Source organism: Microbaculum mangrovi (assembly GCF_051390635.1).
Taxonomy (GTDB): domain Bacteria; phylum Pseudomonadota; class Alphaproteobacteria; order Rhizobiales; family Tepidamorphaceae; genus Microbaculum.
This window is the reverse complement of the sequence record NZ_JBPODT010000004.1, coordinates 1-17,514: the sequence shown is the minus strand read 5'-3', so window position 1 is coordinate 17,514 and position 17,514 is coordinate 1. Positions and strand designations below refer to the sequence as shown.

20 protein-coding genes are annotated in these 17,514 nt (G+C 67.9%); 7 read left to right on the top strand and 13 right to left on the bottom strand.

Annotation, left to right across the window (positions count from 1 at the left end):
* The 4 genes from ACSF9G_RS16885 to ACSF9G_RS16870 all read right to left on the bottom strand — a co-directional run bounded on the left by ACSF9G_RS16885 (position 1) and on the right by ACSF9G_RS16870 (position 5,831).
* Positions 1–1,107 (bottom strand): 4Fe-4S dicluster domain-containing protein, encoded by a 1,107-nt coding sequence (locus tag ACSF9G_RS16885; protein WP_436643293.1) that lies wholly within the window; start codon positions 1,105–1,107, stop codon positions 1–3.
* 103 nt (positions 1,108–1,210) lie between these two features.
* Complete coding sequence (locus ACSF9G_RS16880) at positions 1,211–1,753, bottom strand: flavin reductase family protein (RefSeq protein ID WP_436643292.1); 543 nt, start codon at positions 1,751–1,753, stop codon at positions 1,211–1,213.
* 119 nt (positions 1,754–1,872) lie between these two features.
* On the bottom strand, positions 1,873–4,494 hold the full coding sequence (locus ACSF9G_RS16875; RefSeq protein WP_436643291.1) for a winged helix-turn-helix domain-containing protein: 2,622 nt from the start codon (positions 4,492–4,494) through the stop codon (positions 1,873–1,875).
* A 149-nt stretch (positions 4,495–4,643) separates the two neighbouring features.
* Positions 4,644–5,831 (bottom strand): LLM class flavin-dependent oxidoreductase, encoded by a 1,188-nt coding sequence (locus tag ACSF9G_RS16870; protein WP_436643290.1) that lies wholly within the window; start codon positions 5,829–5,831, stop codon positions 4,644–4,646.
* A gap of 320 nt (positions 5,832–6,151) precedes the next feature.
* Here ACSF9G_RS16870 and ACSF9G_RS16865 point away from each other — a divergent pair, with 320 nt between their 5' ends.
* From ACSF9G_RS16865 to ACSF9G_RS16845, 5 genes are all read left to right on the top strand, one after another.
* A complete protein-coding gene (locus tag ACSF9G_RS16865) occupies positions 6,152–6,640 on the top strand; it encodes a TRAP transporter small permease (RefSeq protein ID WP_436643289.1) in 489 nt (162 codons plus the stop codon).
* Positions 6,637–7,929, top strand: coding sequence for a TRAP transporter large permease (locus ACSF9G_RS16860; protein WP_436643288.1), 1,293 nt, complete (start codon positions 6,637–6,639; stop codon positions 7,927–7,929). The genes ACSF9G_RS16865 and ACSF9G_RS16860 overlap by 4 nt, the downstream gene beginning before the upstream one ends.
* Before the next feature lie 61 nt (positions 7,930–7,990).
* Positions 7,991–9,037 (top strand): TRAP transporter substrate-binding protein, encoded by a 1,047-nt coding sequence (locus ACSF9G_RS16855; RefSeq protein ID WP_436643287.1) that lies wholly within the window; start codon positions 7,991–7,993, stop codon positions 9,035–9,037.
* 89 nt (positions 9,038–9,126) lie between these two features.
* Positions 9,127–9,966: an alpha/beta fold hydrolase gene (locus ACSF9G_RS16850; protein ID WP_436643286.1), complete on the top strand. Its 840-nt coding sequence runs from the start codon at positions 9,127–9,129 to the stop codon at positions 9,964–9,966.
* 40 nt (positions 9,967–10,006) lie between these two features.
* Positions 10,007–10,450 carry a cupin domain-containing protein gene (locus ACSF9G_RS16845; RefSeq protein ID WP_436643285.1) on the top strand — a complete coding sequence of 148 codons (444 nt, stop codon included), beginning with the start codon at positions 10,007–10,009 and terminating at the stop codon, positions 10,448–10,450.
* Between the two features lie 105 nt (positions 10,451–10,555).
* Here ACSF9G_RS16845 and ACSF9G_RS16840 read toward each other — a convergent pair whose 3' ends face one another.
* From ACSF9G_RS16840 to ACSF9G_RS16805, 8 genes are all read right to left on the bottom strand, one after another.
* Positions 10,556–10,789 carry a hexameric tyrosine-coordinated heme protein gene (locus tag ACSF9G_RS16840; protein WP_436643284.1) on the bottom strand — a complete coding sequence of 78 codons (234 nt, stop codon included), beginning with the start codon at positions 10,787–10,789 and terminating at the stop codon, positions 10,556–10,558.
* Between the two features lie 71 nt (positions 10,790–10,860).
* Complete coding sequence (locus ACSF9G_RS16835; RefSeq protein WP_436643283.1) at positions 10,861–11,664, bottom strand: DUF2189 domain-containing protein; 804 nt, start codon at positions 11,662–11,664, stop codon at positions 10,861–10,863.
* 10 nt (positions 11,665–11,674) lie between these two features.
* Positions 11,675–11,836, bottom strand: a complete 162-nt coding sequence (locus ACSF9G_RS16830) for a hypothetical protein (RefSeq protein WP_436643282.1) — start codon at positions 11,834–11,836, stop codon at positions 11,675–11,677.
* Positions 11,833–12,726 (bottom strand): cytochrome-c oxidase, cbb3-type subunit III, encoded by an 894-nt coding sequence (ccoP, locus tag ACSF9G_RS16825; protein ID WP_436643281.1) that lies wholly within the window; start codon positions 12,724–12,726, stop codon positions 11,833–11,835. Before ccoP ends, ACSF9G_RS16830 begins: the two co-directional genes overlap by 4 nt.
* Positions 12,723–12,917 (bottom strand): cbb3-type cytochrome c oxidase subunit 3, encoded by a 195-nt coding sequence (locus ACSF9G_RS16820; protein ID WP_436643280.1) that lies wholly within the window; start codon positions 12,915–12,917, stop codon positions 12,723–12,725. Before ACSF9G_RS16820 ends, ccoP begins: the two co-directional genes overlap by 4 nt.
* Positions 12,914–13,660, bottom strand: coding sequence for a cytochrome-c oxidase, cbb3-type subunit II (gene ccoO, locus ACSF9G_RS16815; RefSeq protein WP_436643279.1), 747 nt, complete (start codon positions 13,658–13,660; stop codon positions 12,914–12,916). Before ccoO ends, ACSF9G_RS16820 begins: the two co-directional genes overlap by 4 nt.
* 4 nt (positions 13,661–13,664) lie before the next feature.
* A complete protein-coding gene (gene ccoN / locus ACSF9G_RS16810) occupies positions 13,665–15,293 on the bottom strand; it encodes a cytochrome-c oxidase, cbb3-type subunit I (protein ID WP_436644019.1) in 1,629 nt (542 codons plus the stop codon).
* On the bottom strand, positions 15,293–15,712 hold the full coding sequence (locus ACSF9G_RS16805; RefSeq protein WP_436643278.1) for an Rrf2 family transcriptional regulator: 420 nt from the start codon (positions 15,710–15,712) through the stop codon (positions 15,293–15,295). The genes ccoN and ACSF9G_RS16805 overlap by 1 nt, the downstream gene beginning before the upstream one ends.
* 129 nt (positions 15,713–15,841) lie before the next feature.
* Here ACSF9G_RS16805 and ACSF9G_RS16800 point away from each other — a divergent pair, with 129 nt between their 5' ends.
* Both ACSF9G_RS16800 and ACSF9G_RS16795 read left to right on the top strand, forming a co-directional pair.
* On the top strand, positions 15,842–16,318 hold the full coding sequence (locus ACSF9G_RS16800; RefSeq protein ID WP_436643277.1) for a hemerythrin domain-containing protein: 477 nt from the start codon (positions 15,842–15,844) through the stop codon (positions 16,316–16,318).
* Positions 16,319–16,491: 173 nt separating this feature from the next.
* Entirely contained in the window at positions 16,492–16,839 is a 348-nt protein-coding gene (locus tag ACSF9G_RS16795) for a hypothetical protein (RefSeq protein WP_436643276.1), read from the top strand.
* Positions 16,840–16,889: 50 nt separating this feature from the next.
* Here ACSF9G_RS16795 and ACSF9G_RS16790 read toward each other — a convergent pair whose 3' ends face one another.
* Positions 16,890–17,255: a DUF488 domain-containing protein gene (locus ACSF9G_RS16790; protein ID WP_436643275.1), complete on the bottom strand. Its 366-nt coding sequence runs from the start codon at positions 17,253–17,255 to the stop codon at positions 16,890–16,892.
* Between the last annotated feature and the right edge of the window lie 259 nt (positions 17,256–17,514).

The following is a 17,514-nucleotide window of genomic DNA, read 5'->3' as shown; positions in this document are numbered from 1 at the left end:
TCAGGACTCCTCCGCGGACGCGCGTATCGCCGCCACCTCCGCCGTGATGTCGATGCCCGCGGGGCACCAGGTGATGCAGCGCCCGCAGCCGACGCAGCCGCTTTCCCCGAACTGGTCGATCCAGTTGGCGAGCTTGTGCGTCATCCACTGACGATAGCGCGAACGCACGTCGGGGCGCACCGGTCCGCCGGGCAGATGGGAGAAATCCATGGTGAAGCAGGAATCCCAGCGCTGGCGCCGCTCGGCCCTGAGCCCGTCGAGATCGGTGACGTCCTCCTCGGTGTGGCAGAAGCAGGTCGGGCAGACGAAGGTGCAGTTGGCGCAGGAGAGGCACCGCGCGGCCACGTCGTCCCATCGCGGATGCTCGGGATTGTCCTGCAGCAGCGACTTGATGCCGCCGGTATCCATGGTCCGCCCCATCGTGGCGGCGGTGCGCGCGAGAAGCGCGTCGGCGGCGGCGGTGTCCTCATCTGTCGCTGGCACGAGCGGCAGCCGCGCCGCCAGCGCCGCGCCGCGGTCGCTGCCCGTCTCCACGAGAAAGTCGTGCCGGTCGCCGTCGACGAGTTCCGTCAGCGCCAGGTCGAAGCCTTCCCGCGCCCGGGGGCCGGTCTCCATCGAAACGCAGAAACACGTGCCGCCGGCGGTGGCGCAGTTGACGGCGACGAACAGCGCGTCCTTGCGCCGGGCCGCGTAGTCGGTCTCGGTCGCGCCTTCGCGCAGGAAGACGTTGTCCTGGACCGCGACCGCGTGAAGCTCGCAGGCGCGCATGCCGACGAAGGCATAGCGAGGTGTTTCGTCCCGGTGCGCCCGGATGGCAAATCCGTCGCCCTCGCGCTCGGCCTGCCAGAGCGTGCGTTGGGGCCTGAACAGGAACCGCTTCCACGACTGCACCCCGGCGGTATAGCCGAACAGCGAGGGATCATCGCCGCGCGTCAGCCGGTAATGTCCCGCCTCCTGCGCGTCGGTCCAGCCGGCGGGCAGGTCGTCGACGCCGGATATCTCGTCATAGATGACCGCGCCCGCGTCGAGCCGGGGGCCGATGACGGTATAGCCGTCGGCCTGCAATAGCTGCAGAAGCAGCGGGAAGTCGTCGCGCGATAGTTTCACCGGTCCGGGGCCCCAATCGACGTCGGTCCCATTCAAAACCGGAACTGCGGCAATTCAAAGTACGACGTCGATCGTCTCGACGCGGGATCGGGAAACGCGGGGATCAGTCCCCGGCGAGGTCGTCGCCCAGTCTCGCGTAGCTCTTGGCGAAGTAGACCAGCGGATCGCCGGGCGTGTGCGCGGCGTGCGTAACCGTCCCGATCACGATGTCGTGGTCGCCCGAAGGCACGATCTCGGCCACGTCGCACAGGATGTTCGCCACCGCGCCGGCGATCACCGGCACGCCGCCCTTCGTCACGAAGTGCTCGACCGTTTCGAACTTGCCCTGGCCCTTGCCGGCGAACCGGTTCGAGATTTCCGCCTGCGATGCGGACAGGACGTTGATGCAGAAAACCCGATGCTTGCGGATCGCGGCGAGCGTCGCGGACTTGTGACCGAGGCACGCGAGATATTGCATCGGCGAGATCGAGACCGGAACGACCGCGGTCATCGTCAGCCCGCAGCCGTCCCCGTCCGTGCCCGCCGTCGTCACGACCGCGACGCTGGAGGCGAACCGGCTGGAGGCTTCACGAAACAGATCGGGATCGGCCGGGAGCAAATCCCCTGTCGACGGCTCCGGCTCTCGCTCGATTTGGATTGCGCGCATTACGCCTCCCGCTTGGTATCTACACTGGCAACCATTGCCGCAGCAGACACCAACGCGGGCGATCGAGGCACCTATCGAAAGATAGCTTTCGCGACCGCCGCGCCGTCTTCAGGAGTGGTTTACGGGATAAGGCCCAGCTCGCGGATGCGCCGGATCGCCCCGGCCCGGCGCCGGATGCCGATCTTGTCGTACACCTGCTGCAGGTGCCATTTCACCGACCCCTCGGTCATGCCGAGCCGCTGGCCGATTTCGCGGTTACTCAGTCCCGCGGCGACGAGCGCCGCGATCTCGGTCTCCCGGCTCGTGAGCGGCGATACCATGACGGCGGCGCGGTCCTCGGCGGAAAGCGGGTGAAGGCGCTGATTGGTATCGGACGCGCGCAGGATCTCCTCGACGAACGCGTCGGTCGCCGTCGCCGTCCGGTGGCTGCCGTCGTCCGACTCCGCCAGCAGGTGGATCGTCGTTTCGCCTTCGTCGAGGAACGCCCGCACGAACCGGCCGGGCGCGCCGGTCGATGCCGCTTTCCTGACCTGCCGCCGCGCCGCCAGGTCGTCTCCTTCGAGCAGCTTCAGATGGCCGATGAGGATGTCCCAGCGCACGGCTGAGCGGATCGCGCCGCTCTCCAGCGTGAACGCGGCCCAGCGCCTGGCCAGCCGCAGCGCGTCCGCGATCCGGCCTTCGGCCCTGGCGAGGCGCGTCCAGGCGAAGGCGCGCGCCTCCGTGGCGGTGGTCGCGCCGGCGACCGGCAGCAGCAGTTGCGCATCGACCGCCAGCCCCTCGCTTCGGGCGAGCTGCAACGCCTCGTTGGCGCGGCCCGACAGCAGCAGCAGCCTGATCCGTTCCGCGGCGACGATGTCGTGCAGCCGGGCGATCCCCCGGGTCTTGGCGAACACCGAGTACTCCGCCAGCATGGCGAGCGCGTCGTCCACGTTGCCCTCGGCGGCGAGAAGTCGGGCCCAGGTCACGTGGCCGGCGATCATCTGGTCGACGAAGCCGTGCTTGATGTGCCCGCGATAGGCCTCCAGCAGAGACCGGGCCTCTTTGAGCTCGTTGCGTTCGTAGTGCACTTCGGCGAGCAGACACGCCGGTCCGGCGAGAAACCATTCCTGGCCCTTCGCGTAGGCGCGGGCCGCCTCCACGCCCTCGCCGAGCGCGCGGATCGCCCCGTCCGTGTCGCCGGCCATGCATCGCGACGGGCCGACGATCGACTGGTTCCAGACGAAGCCGTAGGTACTGTCGGCGCGCCGGAACCGCGCCAGAGCCGAGGCGTCCAGTTTCGCCAGGTTCTTGAGGTTGAACTGCTCGCGCTGGGCGTACAGAAGGGAGCTCTCGACGCTGCCGACCACGTAGGGGTCGATCTCGACCGTCCGGGACAGCAGCTCCAGGCATCGGCGCTCGGCTTCGGGCTGGTTGTCGGTGAACTGCGCGATCATCATCTCGCCGTGGTCGAGCAGGTATTTCAGCCTGTCCCGGTCGGCGTTCTCCCGGTCCGATGCCGTCTCCTTGAGATATTCCGTGGCCAGATCGAGGAGCTCGTGCGCCGCGACGAAGTTGCGCTGGGTCGACATCGCCCAGGCCATGGTGAGCAGCACCCTGGGAAACTGCTTCAGAATGTCCTTCGGCAGCTCGTGCACGAACTGGGCGAAATGGTGGACCCTGCCCTTGTAGGTCGCGTCGGGACAGCAGGCGTTGAGGACGTCCACGGTGCGCGCCCAGTCCTGAACGCCGATCGCGACGTTCAGCGCTTCGGCGACCTGCCCCGACGCCTCGAGGAAGGCGCTGCCCCGCCCGGCGATAGCGATCATCTCCCCGCTGTCGTCCTTCGCCAGCTCGCCCCGCAGGAATTCGCGGAAGAGGGGATGGAGCGCATAGTGTTCGCGATTGACGTCGGTGCGCTGCAGGAAGCCGCCCAGGCGCTCGACCTCGCGGAGCCGGTCGGCGGAATCGGTACGACCGGTCGCCCGGTCGCAGAGCTCGGCGGACAGGACGTTGAAGACGGATATGCCGCGAAGGAACGACCGGGTGCCGTCGGTGAATTCGTGCATCACCTCTTCGGCGAAGAAGTCGGCGATGTATCCGTTCGCGCCGCTGATCGACAGTTCGTCGAGCGTTGTCGGCGCTTCGGACGCCCCGAGCGTCGCCAGCCGGACGCCGGCCGGCCATCCGCCGATCCTGGCGTTGAACCGTGCCACCGCGTCCGCGCCGAAGTCCGCGTGCAGCTGCAGCCGGAGCAGCCGGGTCATTTCCTCGGCGTCGAAGGCCAGCTCGGCGGCGCCCAGCTCGCAATAGCGACCGGACGCGCGCAGCCGCGCCAGCGGCATGTCGGGTCGGCGACGGGACGCCGCTATCAGGCGGCAGTGATCCGGGAGATCGCGGACGAACCCCGACAGGATCCGCGCCGAGGCGGCATCATCGATCTCCAGGTCGTCGACGAATACGGTGACCGGCTCTCGCTTGCGGGACAGCGCGTCGATGGCGGCGGCGGCAACGGCCGCATCGGCGGTGGTTGGTTTCGCAGCGGCACCGTCCGGCCGCAGTACCGCCGCGAGGTCGCGAAACAAAGCCGCCGGGCGGTGACGCCCGTGGCCGGCGAGCCATATGGTCTCCTCGCCGGCGCTCTCTATGGTTCGGTGCCATTCGGCCAGAAGCGTGGACTTCCCGTAGCCGGCAGGCGCGTGCACCAGCGTGAGCCGTGTGCGCCGAGCCGCGTCGAAGGCTCCGCCGAGCCGGGGCCTCTCCACGGTCCCGGCCGGTAGCCGGGTCGACGAAAACCGGGCCTGGCTCAAGGGAGCCGGGACGGACGGTCGATCCATTTGGCTACGACTGGTCCCATGTTGCCGATCGCTGTTTATAGCCGCCGCGCGTGGTCCCCTTCAACTCGAACCGGCGGTCAGGATGCAAGCGCGGCTGAACGGTCCGCCACCGATACCTGGGCGCGCGACCGCAGGTACGGGATCACCTGTTCGCCGAGATAGGTGAGCGTGCGGACGACCTTCCAGTGCGGCATGTCGCCGAGATGGACCTGGAAGATGACGCGCGTGGTCTGGGCGTCCTCGGCCCATTTCTCGACCGCATGGGCGACGGTCATCGGCGAGCCGGCGATGATGCGGTGGGTCTTGCGCACCCCCTCCCAGTCGAATTTGCCGTGGCTGGCCGGCAGCACCTGGCCGTTGCGCTTGCGGAACTGCTCGAGCGTCAGATAGCCGGGAACGTCGGTGAAGCGGCCGGCGCGCAGCAGCACGTCGAAGAAGAGGCGGGCGTGCGGCTCCATCTCCGCGACCGCCTGCTCGTCGGTTTCGGCGATGTGCACCTGCACCGTCATCGGCGTCTGGTCCGGCCGGATCTCGTGACCGTATTCGGCGGCGAGCTCGCGCAGCCGCTGCTGGGCGGCCAGCTGGGTCGCGATCGGGCTGAAGGTCGACGAATAGCCGAAGCCGTACTTGGCCGCGAGCTCGATGGTTTCCGGGCTACCGGAGCCGACGAAGTAGATCTTCGGATGTGGCTTCTGGAACGGGCGCGGCCAGACGTTCAGGTAGCGGTAGTTGTAGAAGCGCCCGGTGTGGCGATGCGGCGACCCCGGCGACCACGCCTTGAGCATGACCTCGACCGCCTCGGCCTGGCGCTCGCGCGCCGTCACCGGATTGATCGGGTTCAGCCAGTACTCCATCGGCGTTCCGAGCGGCACGGCGATCTCGAGCCGGCCGCCGGACATCACGTCCAGCATCGCGTAGGTCTCGGCCAGCCGGTGCGGATACTCGATCGCCGGCGGCGTACCCATCACGCAGATCTTCGCGCGCGAGGTCTGCGGGATCAGCGCCGCCGCGATGATCGAGGGAACCGGCATCATGCTGTAGGCGGTGCCGTGATGCTCGTTCACGCACAGTCCGTCGAATCCGAGTTTCTCCGCGAGCACGAGCTCGGAGATGTAGCGGGTGTACAGCTTGTGGCCGACCTCGGGATCGAACAGATCGTTCGGCAGGTCGACCCACAGCGAATCCCGGTCTTTCACGTCCTCGGGAAGGTTCGAGAATGGCATGAAGTGCCATGCGTAGAATTCGGTGCCCGACAGGATGCCCAATGCTTGATCTCCATGTAAGTGTCGGCCGGTGGTCGACAGCGCCTGCGCCGCAGCGCCCGCGCCGCCGCGCTCGACGGTGCTCGCGATTTTTCCGCAGTTGCCGACGCTATGGTCCTCGCCCCGGGCCGGTCACCTATCGAAAGATAGTGTCGCGTATGCCTCCACGCGCCCGACCTATCTTTCGATAGGTGACGGAGACGTGACCACGCCCAACGATCACGCCCTTCCCGATGTCGGGCCTCCGGCGAGACCGCGGGGGCGGCGGACTTTGGATCGGCGGACTTTGGATCGGCGGACTTCGGATCACGGAGGGGCGGGACTTGATCGACAGACTGCAAAAGGGCCTGCTCTCCTTCGCCGGCGTCGTCGTTCTCGCCATTATGGGCGTGACCGTCGTCGACGTGTTCGGCCGCTATGTCCTGAACCGGCCGTTGGCGGGGTCCTTCGAGATCACCCAGCTGCTGCTCGTCCTCGTGATATTCGCCGGATTGCCTGCCGTCTGCGCGGCCGGCTCGCACGTTCGCGTCGACGTGCTGCTCTATCTGATGAGCGAGAGGACGCGGCGTTTCATCGAACGGGCGATCGCCGTCGTCATTTCGGCGACCCTCGTGTATCTCGCCATCCTGATTTGGGGAAAGGCCGGGGAGGTGGTCGCGATCGGCGACGTGACGCCCTACCTGCATGTCCCGATCGGGCCGTTCGCGTATTTCATCTCGGTGTCCTGCGGTTTCGCGGCGATCGCGTTCACGGTGAAGACGCTGCGCGGGCAGCGGCGCGACGCCAATGCCGCCGGCCGGTCGTCGTCGTGACATCGGCACTGGTATCCATCGCCGCGCTGCTCGCCCTCATGGCCGTCGGCCTGCCGATAGCCTTTGCCATGCTGATCGTCGGCTTCGTGGGCCTGATCTACGTTCTCGGCTTGGCGCCGGCGGCCGCGTTGGTCGCGCAGACCACCCTCGACGCCGGCCAGGCCTACGAGCTGTCGGTCGTGCCGCTGTTCATTCTGATGGGTAGCCTCGTGGCGAGAGCCGGCATCGCCGACGACCTGTATGTCGCCGCGAATGTCTGGCTCGGCCGGTTCCGGGGCGGCCTGGCGATGGCGACCATCGTCGCCTGCGGCTTGTTCAGCGCGATGTCGGGAAGCTCGCTCGCGACGGCCGCGACCATGGCCAAGGTCGCCATGCCGCCGATGAAGCGGCACGGCTACCAGGACAGCATCGCGGCGGGCTCGATCGCCGCCGGCGGCACCATCGGCATCCTGATCCCGCCGAGCGTGGTCATGATCGTCTACGGCCTGCTGACGGAGACGGACATCGGCAAGTTGTTCGTGGCCGGTATCGTTCCCGGCCTCATCACGATCGCCGGATACATGGCGGCGATCTGGGTGACCGCCGTGCTCAAGCCCGGCGTCGCGCCGCGCGGAGAGGCGACGTCCTTCGTCGAGAAGGTGGCCGTGCTGCGGCGCGTGTGGATGTTCACGCTGCTCCTGACGGTCGTCATCGGCGGCATCTATCTCGGCGTCTTCACGCCGACGGAATCCGCCGGCATCGGCGCGTTCGGCGCGTTTCTTCTCGCCATGGCGCGCGCGCGGCTGCGCCCGGCCATGGTGCTGGAGATCCTCAGAGACGCCGCCGGCATCACGACGATGCTGTTTTTCGTCCTGATCGGCGCGCTGATCTATACCGCGTTCCTCAACATCGCGGGATTCTCCTACTGGCTCAGCGAGGCGATCACCGGCCTCGGGCTGACCCAGCTGGAGCTGATCTTCATCCTGATGGCGGGCTACGTCGTGCTCGGCATGTTCCTGGAGAGCATGTCGCTCATCATCCTGACGATCCCGATCGTCTTCCCGATCGTCCAGGCCGCGGGGATCGATCCCATCTGGTTCGGCGTCTTCGTCGTGGTCCTGACCGAGGTGAGCCTGATCACGCCACCCGTGGGAATGAACATTTTCGTTCTGCGCAGCGTGCTCCCCGAGGTCGGCTTCCGCACGATCTGCGCCGGCCTCATACCGTTCTACGTCGCCGACATCATCCGGATCCTGATCTTCCTGTTCGTCCCGATGACCGTGATGTTCCTGCCGACATCGATGCACTAGGGCGCAAGCAACGACAACAAGCACGACACAACAAACATAGCGAAAGCAGAGGAGACATAGCGTGAGCACACTGACGAGACTTCTGTCCGCCGCGGTCGCGGCGATCGGCCTGGCCGCTTCGATCCAATCCGCCGCCGCGCAGACGACGCTGCGCGTCTCGAGCTGGGCGCCGCCGACCCATCCGGTCACGACCGAGATCTTCGGCAAATGGGCTGCGGACGTCGAGCGCGTCACGGAAGGCCGGGTGAAGACCGAGATGCTCGGCGCTCCCCTCGGCGCGCCGCCGGCCTATTTCGATCTGGTGAGCAAGGGGATCGTCGACGTCAGCTTCGTCACCCACGACTTTCTGCCGAACCGTTTCGTTCTGAGCGGGCTGTCGCAGCTTCCCTTCTCGACCTACAGCGCCGAAATCTCTTCGGTCGCCCTGTGGCGGACGCACGAGGCCATGCTGGCCGAGCTCGACGAGCACAAGGGCGTGAAGGTGCTCGCCTTGATGGTGCACGGCCCCGGACAGCTCTACACGATCAGCAAGCCGGTCACCGCCATCGCCGACTTCGCCGGCCTGAAGGTCCGCGCGTCCGCCGCGATCCAGACCGAGATTCTCGAACAGGTCGGCGGCTCGCCGGTCTCGGCCCCGCCGACCAAGTCCTATGAAGTGATGGCCAACGGGGTCGTCGACGGCACGCTGTTCCCGCCGGAATCGATGAAGGGCTTCAACCTGATCCCGCTGGTCAAGCACGAGCTGGCCGTACCGGGCGGATTCTACACCACCAGCTTCGTGATCATGATGAACGAGGCGAAGTGGGACGGCCTGTCGGACGCCGACAAGGAGGCGATCATGTCGGTCTCCGGCGAATACCTGTCGCGCCGCGCCGGTGCCGTCTGGGACGCCTCGGACGAGGTTGCCAACGCGGAGATCGACGCGGCCGGCGTCGAGCGGGTCGTCGCCGAAGGCGCCTTCCTGGAGGAACTGAAGCGGACGTTCGTCCCGTTGGAGGCGAGCTGGATCGAGCGGGCGAGTGCCAAGGGCCTCGATGCGAAAGCCGCGCTCGAATTCTATCGCGCGGAGGTCGCCAGGGAGATGGCCGCGCGGAACAAGGCCAACTGAGCGCGCCCGCCGCCCGGTCGCCTATCTTTGGATAGGTGACCGGCCCGCGCGCTTTCTCGAATGTCGTCCGACAACGGAGTGAGACAGGAATGACGATGTTGAACAAGCCATACGTGGCGGCACCCGACGGCTTCCGCCGAAGCGAGTACGAAATCAGCGGCGTCCGGACCGTCGTCTATGAGAGCGGCGGATCCGCGGTGCGAGAGGGGGGGCAAGAGGGCGCGCAAGGCGGGCGGCCGCTGGTCTTCCTGCACGGCGCCGGCACGTTCACCGGGTTCGATTTCCTCGCCGGCCTCGCCGCCGAACGTCGCGTCATCGTTCCCTATCACCCTGGCTTCGGCGAATCCGGCGACGATCCGGACATCGACGACATCAACGACTACGTGCTCCACTACCTCGAGCTATTCGACACGATGGGGCTTGCCGACATCGATCTGGTCGGCTTCTCGTTCGGCGGCTGGATCGCCGCGGAGCTCGGCGTGTCGCGACCGTCGCTGTTTTCCCGCGTCGTGCTGGTCGCACCGTCCGGCCTGCCGGTCGACGAACCGCCCGCAGCCGACGTGATGACGATCCCCGCGACCGACCTGCCCGGCTATCTCGCGCACGATACCTCCATCTTCGAGAACAAGCTGCCGAAGGCGCATGACGTCGATTTCCTGACGCTGGGCTACCGCGAGCGCGTCGCGGCGGCGCGGGTCGTCTGGGACCGGCCGATGGGGAACCGCAAGCTGGGCCGGCGCCTCGGTCGGCTGTCGCAGCCGGTGCTGCTCGTCTGGGGCAAGGAAGACCGCATCCGTCCGGTCGAGCATGGCGACGCCTGGCTCGACCGCCTGTCCGACGCCCGGCTGGAGGTGGTGCCGAACGCGGGCCATCTCGTGCTCGACGAGGCACCCGGCGCGATCCGGTCGATCGCCGCGTTCCTTCGCTGACGACCCGCTCTCATTTCAGCCGCCAACAGGAGCCAAGCAAATGATCGTCATGCCTGCCGGCATAACGCCCTCGCAGGAGGGTTTCGACGGGGTCGTCTGGTCGATCCTCGGCCAGACCTACACCCTGAAACAGCATTCGGATCACTCGATGGCGTGGCACGCCCTCTTCCCGTCGGGAACCTTCGTGCCGCCGCACGTACATCCCACCCAGGACGAGTTCGTCTACGTGCTCTCGGGGCGCTACGACCTCTGGCTCGACGGCAAGGAGTTCACGGCCACGGCCGGCGATCTGGTACGCATGCCGATGGGCATTCCCCACGGGATCTTCAACAAGTCCGACGCGGACGCGACCAGCCTGTTCTGGGTCGCCCCGACCCGCTCGCTGAAGGGCTTGTTCGAGCGCATCCACAACGTGCCGGACCCCGCCGAGGTGGTCCGGATCGCCGCCGAGCACGAGGTCGACTTCCTGCCGCCGCCCGGCTGAAGCCGGATCGAAACCGGGCCGACGCGCCGGATCGAAGAGTCGGCCCCGTGCGCCGGAACACGACACACGCGGCGCCCCACGGCCGCGTGTTCCTTCAGGCGCCTGTCACGTGCCGGCCCGCCAGTAGTCGTTGGCCGCCGCGATCGTGGCGAAGTTGGTGGCGACGACCTGCGAGACCGCGATGAGGGAGTCGGCGTCGCCGGCATAGTCGGGGCGCATCCGCTCGCGCTCGGCGGCGTCCGGCTGGGTCTTCTTGACGGCGATGCGCGCCAGTTTCACGGCCAGGTCGTAGCCCTCGCTCGGTGTCGCGGTGACGAGGGTCGGCAGCCAGTTGTCCATTCTTCTCTCCTATCCCCTTGGTTTGTGGTGGCGGGTCTCGCCGGTCGGCAGCGTGATGCGTGGTCCGGGGGTCACGGGCTTGTCTCGTTTCGGGCGATCGCGCGCCAGGCGTGCCAGGTGCCGTGGCCCAGGACCGGATAGATGACGATCAGGCCGACGAGCCCCGTGACCACCGACAGGGCGATCCCGGCGACGACGATCGCGCCCCATGCGAGCGTCGGCGGCAGGTTGCTGGTGGTCATGCCGAAACTGGTGCCGAGCGCTGTCAGCGCGTCGCGTCGCTCGCTCATCAGCATCGGGATCGAGAACAGGCTGATGGCGAAGGCGAAGGCGGCGAAGAGGCCGCCGACGGCGGTTCCCACCGCGATCAGCGTCCAGCCGCGCGGGGTCGTCAGCACGTTCGTCAGCGCCTCCTCGGCGCCGGGAAACGGCTGCAGCCCGAAGAACAGCGCGTACAGGAGGTCGGCCGCCCGCAGCCAGAAGAACACGAGCAGCCCCAGCATCAGGCCGGCGAACGCCAGCTGGCCCGTCGAGGTCGGCCGGGCGCGCAGCATCGCGCCCAGGCTCACCGGCTCGTTCGCGGCCAGGCGCCGGCTCTTTTCGTAGAGCCCCAGCGCGAAGAACGGACCGACGATCAGGAACCCGGCGAGCGCGGGCAACGCCAGATAGATCGTCCCGGTCGCGTGGAGCCCAGCCAGAACGCCGACGGAGATGGCAACTATCAGCAGTCCGTAGACCAGGCTCGGCCCGGGTGCGTGGCGGAAGTCGTCCCATCCGGCGCGCAGCCAGTCGAACGCGGTGCCGGCCGGCAGATCCCGCGCGAACGGCGAGGCGGGCCGGAGCGGGTCGTGAAGGGCGGGAAGCGGCTCGAGCATGAAACTGTCCTCAGCAGGCGCGCCGCGCGGGCGGCTTGTCCGGCGCCGGTGCGACGCAGTCTGGCTGCGAGCGCAGGGCAACCGTCAGGAGATGGGCGTTGGCGGCGAGGAACACGCCGGCCAGGACGACCGCGCCGAGGATCGCGAGGCGCCGTTGCGATATCTGTGTCACTGCCCGCCTCCGGTGCTTGCCGCCGCGCTCATCGCCGCGACGTAGAGGGCGAGCATGTTGATCTCGGCGTCGTCGAGCCGGCCCTCCCAGGACGGCATCACGCCCTGGCGGCCGTTGCGCAGCGTGGTCAGGATGGCGTCGCGGCTTCCGCCATAGATCCAGTGGTCGTCCGCTAGCGACGGCGCGCCGATCCCCAGGCCGCCGGCCCCGTCGTCGCCGTGGCAGGCGGCGCAGTTGTCGGCGAAGATCGCCGCGCCCGCGCTGGCCGGATCGGCCTTTCCGGAAGACAGCGCCAGCACATGGTCGGTCACCGCCGCGATGTCCTCGCGCGGCAGCATCCCGTCGCGACCGAAGGCCGGCATCTGGCCGAAACGGGTATCGGGATGGGGACTGTTGATGCCGACGCGCAGGGTTTCGGCGATGGCCTCGGGCGCCCCATCCCAGAGCCACGTGCCATCCGCCAGGCTCGGGAAGCCGGGCCCGCCCGTCCCGTTGCTGCCGTGGCAGGCCGCGCAGTTGTCGGCGAACAGGCGCGCGGCGGCCGGCATGGCGCGTGCCATCAGCTCGCTGTCGGCGGCCAGCGCCGGGAAATCGCCGGAGGCGAAGGGGCGCGTCCAGTCGGCCCGTTCCTCGGTCAGGCGCCGATAGCGCTCCGTGGCGACAACCTGCTGATCGAGCCCCAGCAGGCCCCGCGTATAGTCGCGTCCCACGGGCCAGGCGGGCAGCAGCACCCAGGTCACGACGGAATAGGCGAAGGTCAGGACCAGCGCCGCCACCACGATGCGCGGGAACGGCGTGTTCAGTTCGCGGATGCCGTTCCACTCGTGCCCCGTGGTGCCGTAGCCGGTGACGGGATCGATGTCCGGTTCGTGAGGCGCGGGGCCGCTCATGGCCGATCGTCCGGTGTCCGTGCGGCGTTCGTTGCCGCGTTTCCGGGCAGGATGGAGCGCGCGGCGCGTTCGTGCGCGGCGCGGCGGCTCGGCCGGTAGGCCAGCACCACCACGATCACGAAGAAGCCCATCATCCAGATCAGGCCGGCGGTCTTGGCGAAAAAGACGAGGTCGTCGTGGCTCGGGCTCATCGGGCCACCTCTTCCGTGGTCTCCCGATCGGCGCTTTGTCCGTAGGCTGCGCCGGTGAGGCGGCCCAGCGACTGCAGGTAGGCGACGAGCGCGTCCATCTCGGTCAGCCGCGCGGGATCGCCGTCGAACGCGCTGACGGCGACACCCTCGCCGTAGCGATCGGGGATGCCGGCCGCGTCGTCGCCCTCGGGGCGGGACTGGGCCAGCGCGTCGCGCTCGGCATTGGCGATCATCGCGTCGGAATAGGGGACGCCCAGCCGGGCCAGGGTGGAGAGTTGCGCGGCCATGTCCCCGGTTTCCAGCGGCCGCATCAGCCATGGATAGGCGGGCATGATCGACGCCGGCACGACCGCGCGCGGATCGATCAGATGCGCGACGTGCCAGGCATCGGAATATTTTCCGCCCAGCCGCGCCAGATCCGGCCCGGTGCGCTTCGAGCCCCAGAGCATCGGATGGTCGTAGGCGGACTCCGCGGCCAGCGAATAGGGGCCGTAGCGGTCGATCTCGTCGGCCAGCGAGCGCACCATCTGGCTGTGGCAGGCATAGCAGCCCTCGCGCAGATAGATCTCGCGGCCGGCGAGTTCCAGTGGCGTCTGCGGGCGCAGGTCCGCCGGAACGTCCACCGTCTCGTCGATGGTGAAGAGCGGGGCGATCTCGACGATGCCGCCGACCGAGGCGGCGAGGATGATCGCCGCCACCAGCCCCATGGAGAGCTTCTCGAGATTGTAGTGGAGCTTCAGCATCGGCCTACTCCGCCGGAACCGTGGCGAGCGGACGGTCGGCCTGCGCCGCGCTCGCAGCGGTGCCGCGCATCGTCGCCCAGGTGTTCAGCGCGCAGAGCGCGGCGCCGGTCAGGAACAGGGCGCCGCCGATGGTGCGCAGCAGGTAGTAGGGCGCCATCGCCATCACCGATTGCAGGAAACTGTAGGCGAGCGCGCCGTTCTGCGCGTAGGTGCGCCACATCAGCCCCTGGGTGATGCCGGCGTTCCACATGGCCACCACGTAGACGAGGGTTCCCGCGACGGCGAGCCAGAAGTGCCATTCCACCGCCCGCGGCCAGGCCATGGCGGTGCGGCCGGAAAGCTGCGGCACCAGCGTGTAGATCGCCCCGAAGATGATCATCGCCACCCAGCCCAGCGTGCCGGAATGGACGTGGCCCACCGTCCAGTCGGTGTAGTGCGACAGCGAGTTCACCGGCCGGATCGCCAGGAACGACCCCTCGAAGGTGGACAGCCCGTAGAACACCGCGGCGACGAACATGAACCGCAGCGTCGCGTCGTCGCGCACCTTGTGCCAGGCGCCGTTCAGCGTGGCGATGGCGTTGCCCGCCGAGGCCCAGGACGGCACCAGCAGCATCACCGAGAAGGTCATTCCCAGCGTCTGCGCCCAGTAGGGCAGGGCGGTGTAGTGAAGGTGGTGCGAGCCGACCCAGATGTAGAAGAAGACGATGCCCCAGAAGCTGACGATCGACAGCCGGTAGGACCATATCGGCCGGCCCGAGCGCACCGGGAGGAAATAGTAGAGCATGCCCAGGAATCCGGCCGTCAGGAAGAAGGCGACGGCGTTGTGGCCGTACCACCACTGGACCATCGCATCCTGCACGCCCGACCAGATGGTGAAGCTCTTCGTGCCGGCGAGGCTGACCGGCAGCGCGAGGTTGTTGACGATGTGCAGCATCGCCACGACCAAGATGAAGGCCATGTAGTACCAGTTGGCGACGTAGATGTGCGGCTCGTTGCGGCGGGCGAGCGTGCGCAGGTAGAGCACCAGGTAGGCGACCCAGACCACCACCAGCCAGAGGTCGGCGTACCACTCCGCCTCGGCATATTCCTTCGACTGGGTCGACCCCATGAGATAGCCGCTGACGGCCCAGACGCAGAACAGGTTGTAGCCGATCAGCACGGCCCAGGGGCTGACGGCGTCCGCCAGCCGGGCGCGCGACGTGCGCTGCATCACATGGAACGAGGTGGCGATCAGTGCGTTGCCGCCGAAGCCGAAGATCACGCCGGTGGTATGCACGGGCCGCAGGCGACCGAAGCTGGTCCACGGCAGCGCCGGCGTCGCCTCGGGCCAGTACAGCAGGGCCGAGACCCAGACGCCCACGCCCATGCCGACCATCGCCCAGACCAGCGCCATGGCGATCCCGAAGCGGGTCGGCGCGTCGTAGTAGCGCCCGGTCCTGTCAGGCGCGGGCTCGGCGTCGTAGAGCGCGCCGCCCAGCGCGAAGGCCAGCAGCAGCCCCAGGACGAGCGCCATGCCCCCGTGCACGGCCATGGGTCCCTGCCGTGCCGCAGCCGCCATCGTGAGCCCCAGCAGACTCAGCAGGATCGCGAGCGCCAGGCCGTATCGGCGCTCCGGGACGCTCAGGGTTCGGATCACGGCGCGACCTCGAGCTCCGGCAGCGCGATATCGGCGAGCGTCGAGCGGTCTAGGTCCGCCAGGAAGGCCGCCTCGGCGGACCGCAGCCGTGCCTTCAGGCGGCAGCAGCCGGTGATCGTGCAATCCCCGCCATCCGGCGCGAAGCACTCGACCAGCGCCTGGCCCTCCTCCAGCAGCCGCACCACCGCGCCGATGCGGATGTCTTCGGCCGGGCGCGCCAGCACCGCGCCGCCGCCGCCGCCGCGCCGCGTCACCACGATTCCGCCCCGGGCGAGCCGTTGCATGATCTTGGTCAGATGGTCGCGCGACAGGCCGAACTCCTGCGCCAGCTCGGCCGTCGAGACCGCCCGGTCCGGGGTGCTGGCCATGCGCATCAGCATGCGCAGGCCGTAATCGGTGAAGGAGGTGAGACGCATGGTCGCGCGAGCCTCTTTTTAATCGGTATTTACAATACCTATTAGCAGGAATAAGTCGAAATACAAGCCCGTTCCACAGGAACCGGCGGCGACTGGCACCGCGACATGAGACCGTGAAAGGAAACGACCATGGACGGAGACACCACGCAGACCCCCAGCGCGATCGAACTGACCCGCCACATCGAGACGCGCTATCATGCACGCCACCGCGAACAGCTGCCCGAACTTGTCGCGTTGTCGGCGAAGGTCGAGCAGGTCCACGCCGCCGTCCCCGATGTGCCCGCGGGATTGTCGGCGCTGCTGCATCAGATGATCGGCGAGCTCGAGGTGCACATGAAGAAGGAGGAGCTGATCCTGTTCCCGGCGATGCGCCGCGGCAGCCCCGGGCTGGAAACGACCATCGCGGTCATGCGCGCCGACCATGACGACCATGCCGCCGAGATCTCGCGCATCCGCGCCCTGACCAACGACCTGAGGCTGCCGGACGGCGCCTGCCGCAAATGGACGGCGCTGTATCAGGGGCTGACCGAATTCGTCGCCGATCTCGATGCGCATGTCCGCCTCGAGAACGACGTTCTGTTTCCGCAGTTCGAGACCGCGCCCTGAGGCGCGGCCATGGAACCGTGGCGGCCGAATGACTATGTACTAACATGCCGTATCCGCGGAGAAACCCGCCCCGGCGCCGCCCGTTCCAGAGCAACGGCAACCGTTCGGCGGGCGGGTTCGGGCCATGCGCGAAAGGCAGGCACATGACGGCGGCGCGGACATCGAGATCGCAAGTGCCCGGCTTCCTCGCCGCCTTCTTCGCGCCGGAGATCCGCGCATGGTACGGCGCGGAGCCGTTGTGGAAGGTATTCTGGGTCTACGGGGTTCTCGTCAGCAGCGCCCTCATCGCCGCCGGGGCGTTCGCCGTCTACCGGAACCAGATCGCGCAACAGCAGATCATGCTTGTCTGCTTCGCCGCCTATACCGTGTGGATCCTGGTTTCGGTGTGGCGCTGCGCCGAGGCTGCCCATCCGTTCTGGGGGCCGGTGGCGCGCTGGCTGACCGTGACCTGGGCCGGCAACACGATTCTGACCATCCTGTTCCTTCAGCTCGACTTGGCCGCGCGCTACCTGGGGCACTGATAGCCCGGTTGCCGGGGAGGGTGCGATACCGGCGCCGGCCAGCGGAAAACTCAATCCCCGTTGGTCGCCTGGAGCTCGTCCAGCAGCTCCTTCAGCACCACCGCCTGGTTGTGTTCTGCGTCCCGCGCCGAGAACAGCAGCGTTATCGGCCGGCCGCTGTCGGCGCGCAGGGGCTTCAGGTCGTCCATATGCCCGCGCAGTTCCTCCCGGTACCGGCGGCGGAATTCCTCCCATCGCGCCGGATCGTGATTGAACCACTTCCGAAGCTCCGTCGACGGCGCGATGTCCCGGGCCCACCGGTCCAGGTGCGCGTCCACCTTGGAGACGCCGCGCGGCCACAATCCGTCGACCAGCACCCGCAGCCCGTCCGACGGCTCGGGGGCCTCGTAGATCCGTTTGATCCGATACTCGGTCATGGCGTCGGGCTTGCTCCATCGCCCACGGTCGATCCGAGTATGGCACGACAAATAGGTATTTCGAATGCCGAATGTCGGGCGGCCACGCCCGGGCGGTTCTCCAGCGCGGATCGCTGATGGGCCCACGTGGCGGAAAGACCGGAAACGCAAACGGCGGGCCGGAGCCCGCCGCGCATTCTCTGAGACGAGAATTTTGTGCACTTCAGAGTGCTTGTTAACGGGTGGCCCTCGATCTCTAAGCGGCTAGCTTAAGTCACCC

Coding starts and splice junctions, on each gene's coding strand:
- ACSF9G_RS16835 (WP_436643283.1), bottom strand. CDS start 11,664: ATGCTCGAGCCGCTTCCCGCCCTTCACGACCCGCTCCGGCCCGCCTCG.
- ACSF9G_RS16820 (WP_436643280.1), bottom strand. CDS start 12,917: ATGAGCCCGAGCCACGACGACCTCGTCTTTTTCGCCAAGACCGCCGGC.
- ccoP (WP_436643281.1), bottom strand. CDS start 12,726: ATGAGCGGCCCCGCGCCTCACGAACCGGACATCGATCCCGTCACCGGC.
- ccoO (WP_436643279.1), bottom strand. CDS start 13,660: ATGCTGAAGCTCCACTACAATCTCGAGAAGCTCTCCATGGGGCTGGTG.
- ACSF9G_RS16850 (WP_436643286.1), top strand. CDS start 9,127: ATGACGATGTTGAACAAGCCATACGTGGCGGCACCCGACGGCTTCCGC.
- ACSF9G_RS16845 (WP_436643285.1), top strand. CDS start 10,007: ATGATCGTCATGCCTGCCGGCATAACGCCCTCGCAGGAGGGTTTCGAC.
- ACSF9G_RS16800 (WP_436643277.1), top strand. CDS start 15,842: ATGGACGGAGACACCACGCAGACCCCCAGCGCGATCGAACTGACCCGC.
- ACSF9G_RS16790 (WP_436643275.1), bottom strand. CDS start 17,255: ATGACCGAGTATCGGATCAAACGGATCTACGAGGCCCCCGAGCCGTCG.
- ACSF9G_RS16805 (WP_436643278.1), bottom strand. CDS start 15,712: ATGCGTCTCACCTCCTTCACCGATTACGGCCTGCGCATGCTGATGCGC.
- ACSF9G_RS16840 (WP_436643284.1), bottom strand. CDS start 10,789: ATGGACAACTGGCTGCCGACCCTCGTCACCGCGACACCGAGCGAGGGC.
- ACSF9G_RS16880 (WP_436643292.1), bottom strand. CDS start 1,753: ATGCGCGCAATCCAAATCGAGCGAGAGCCGGAGCCGTCGACAGGGGAT.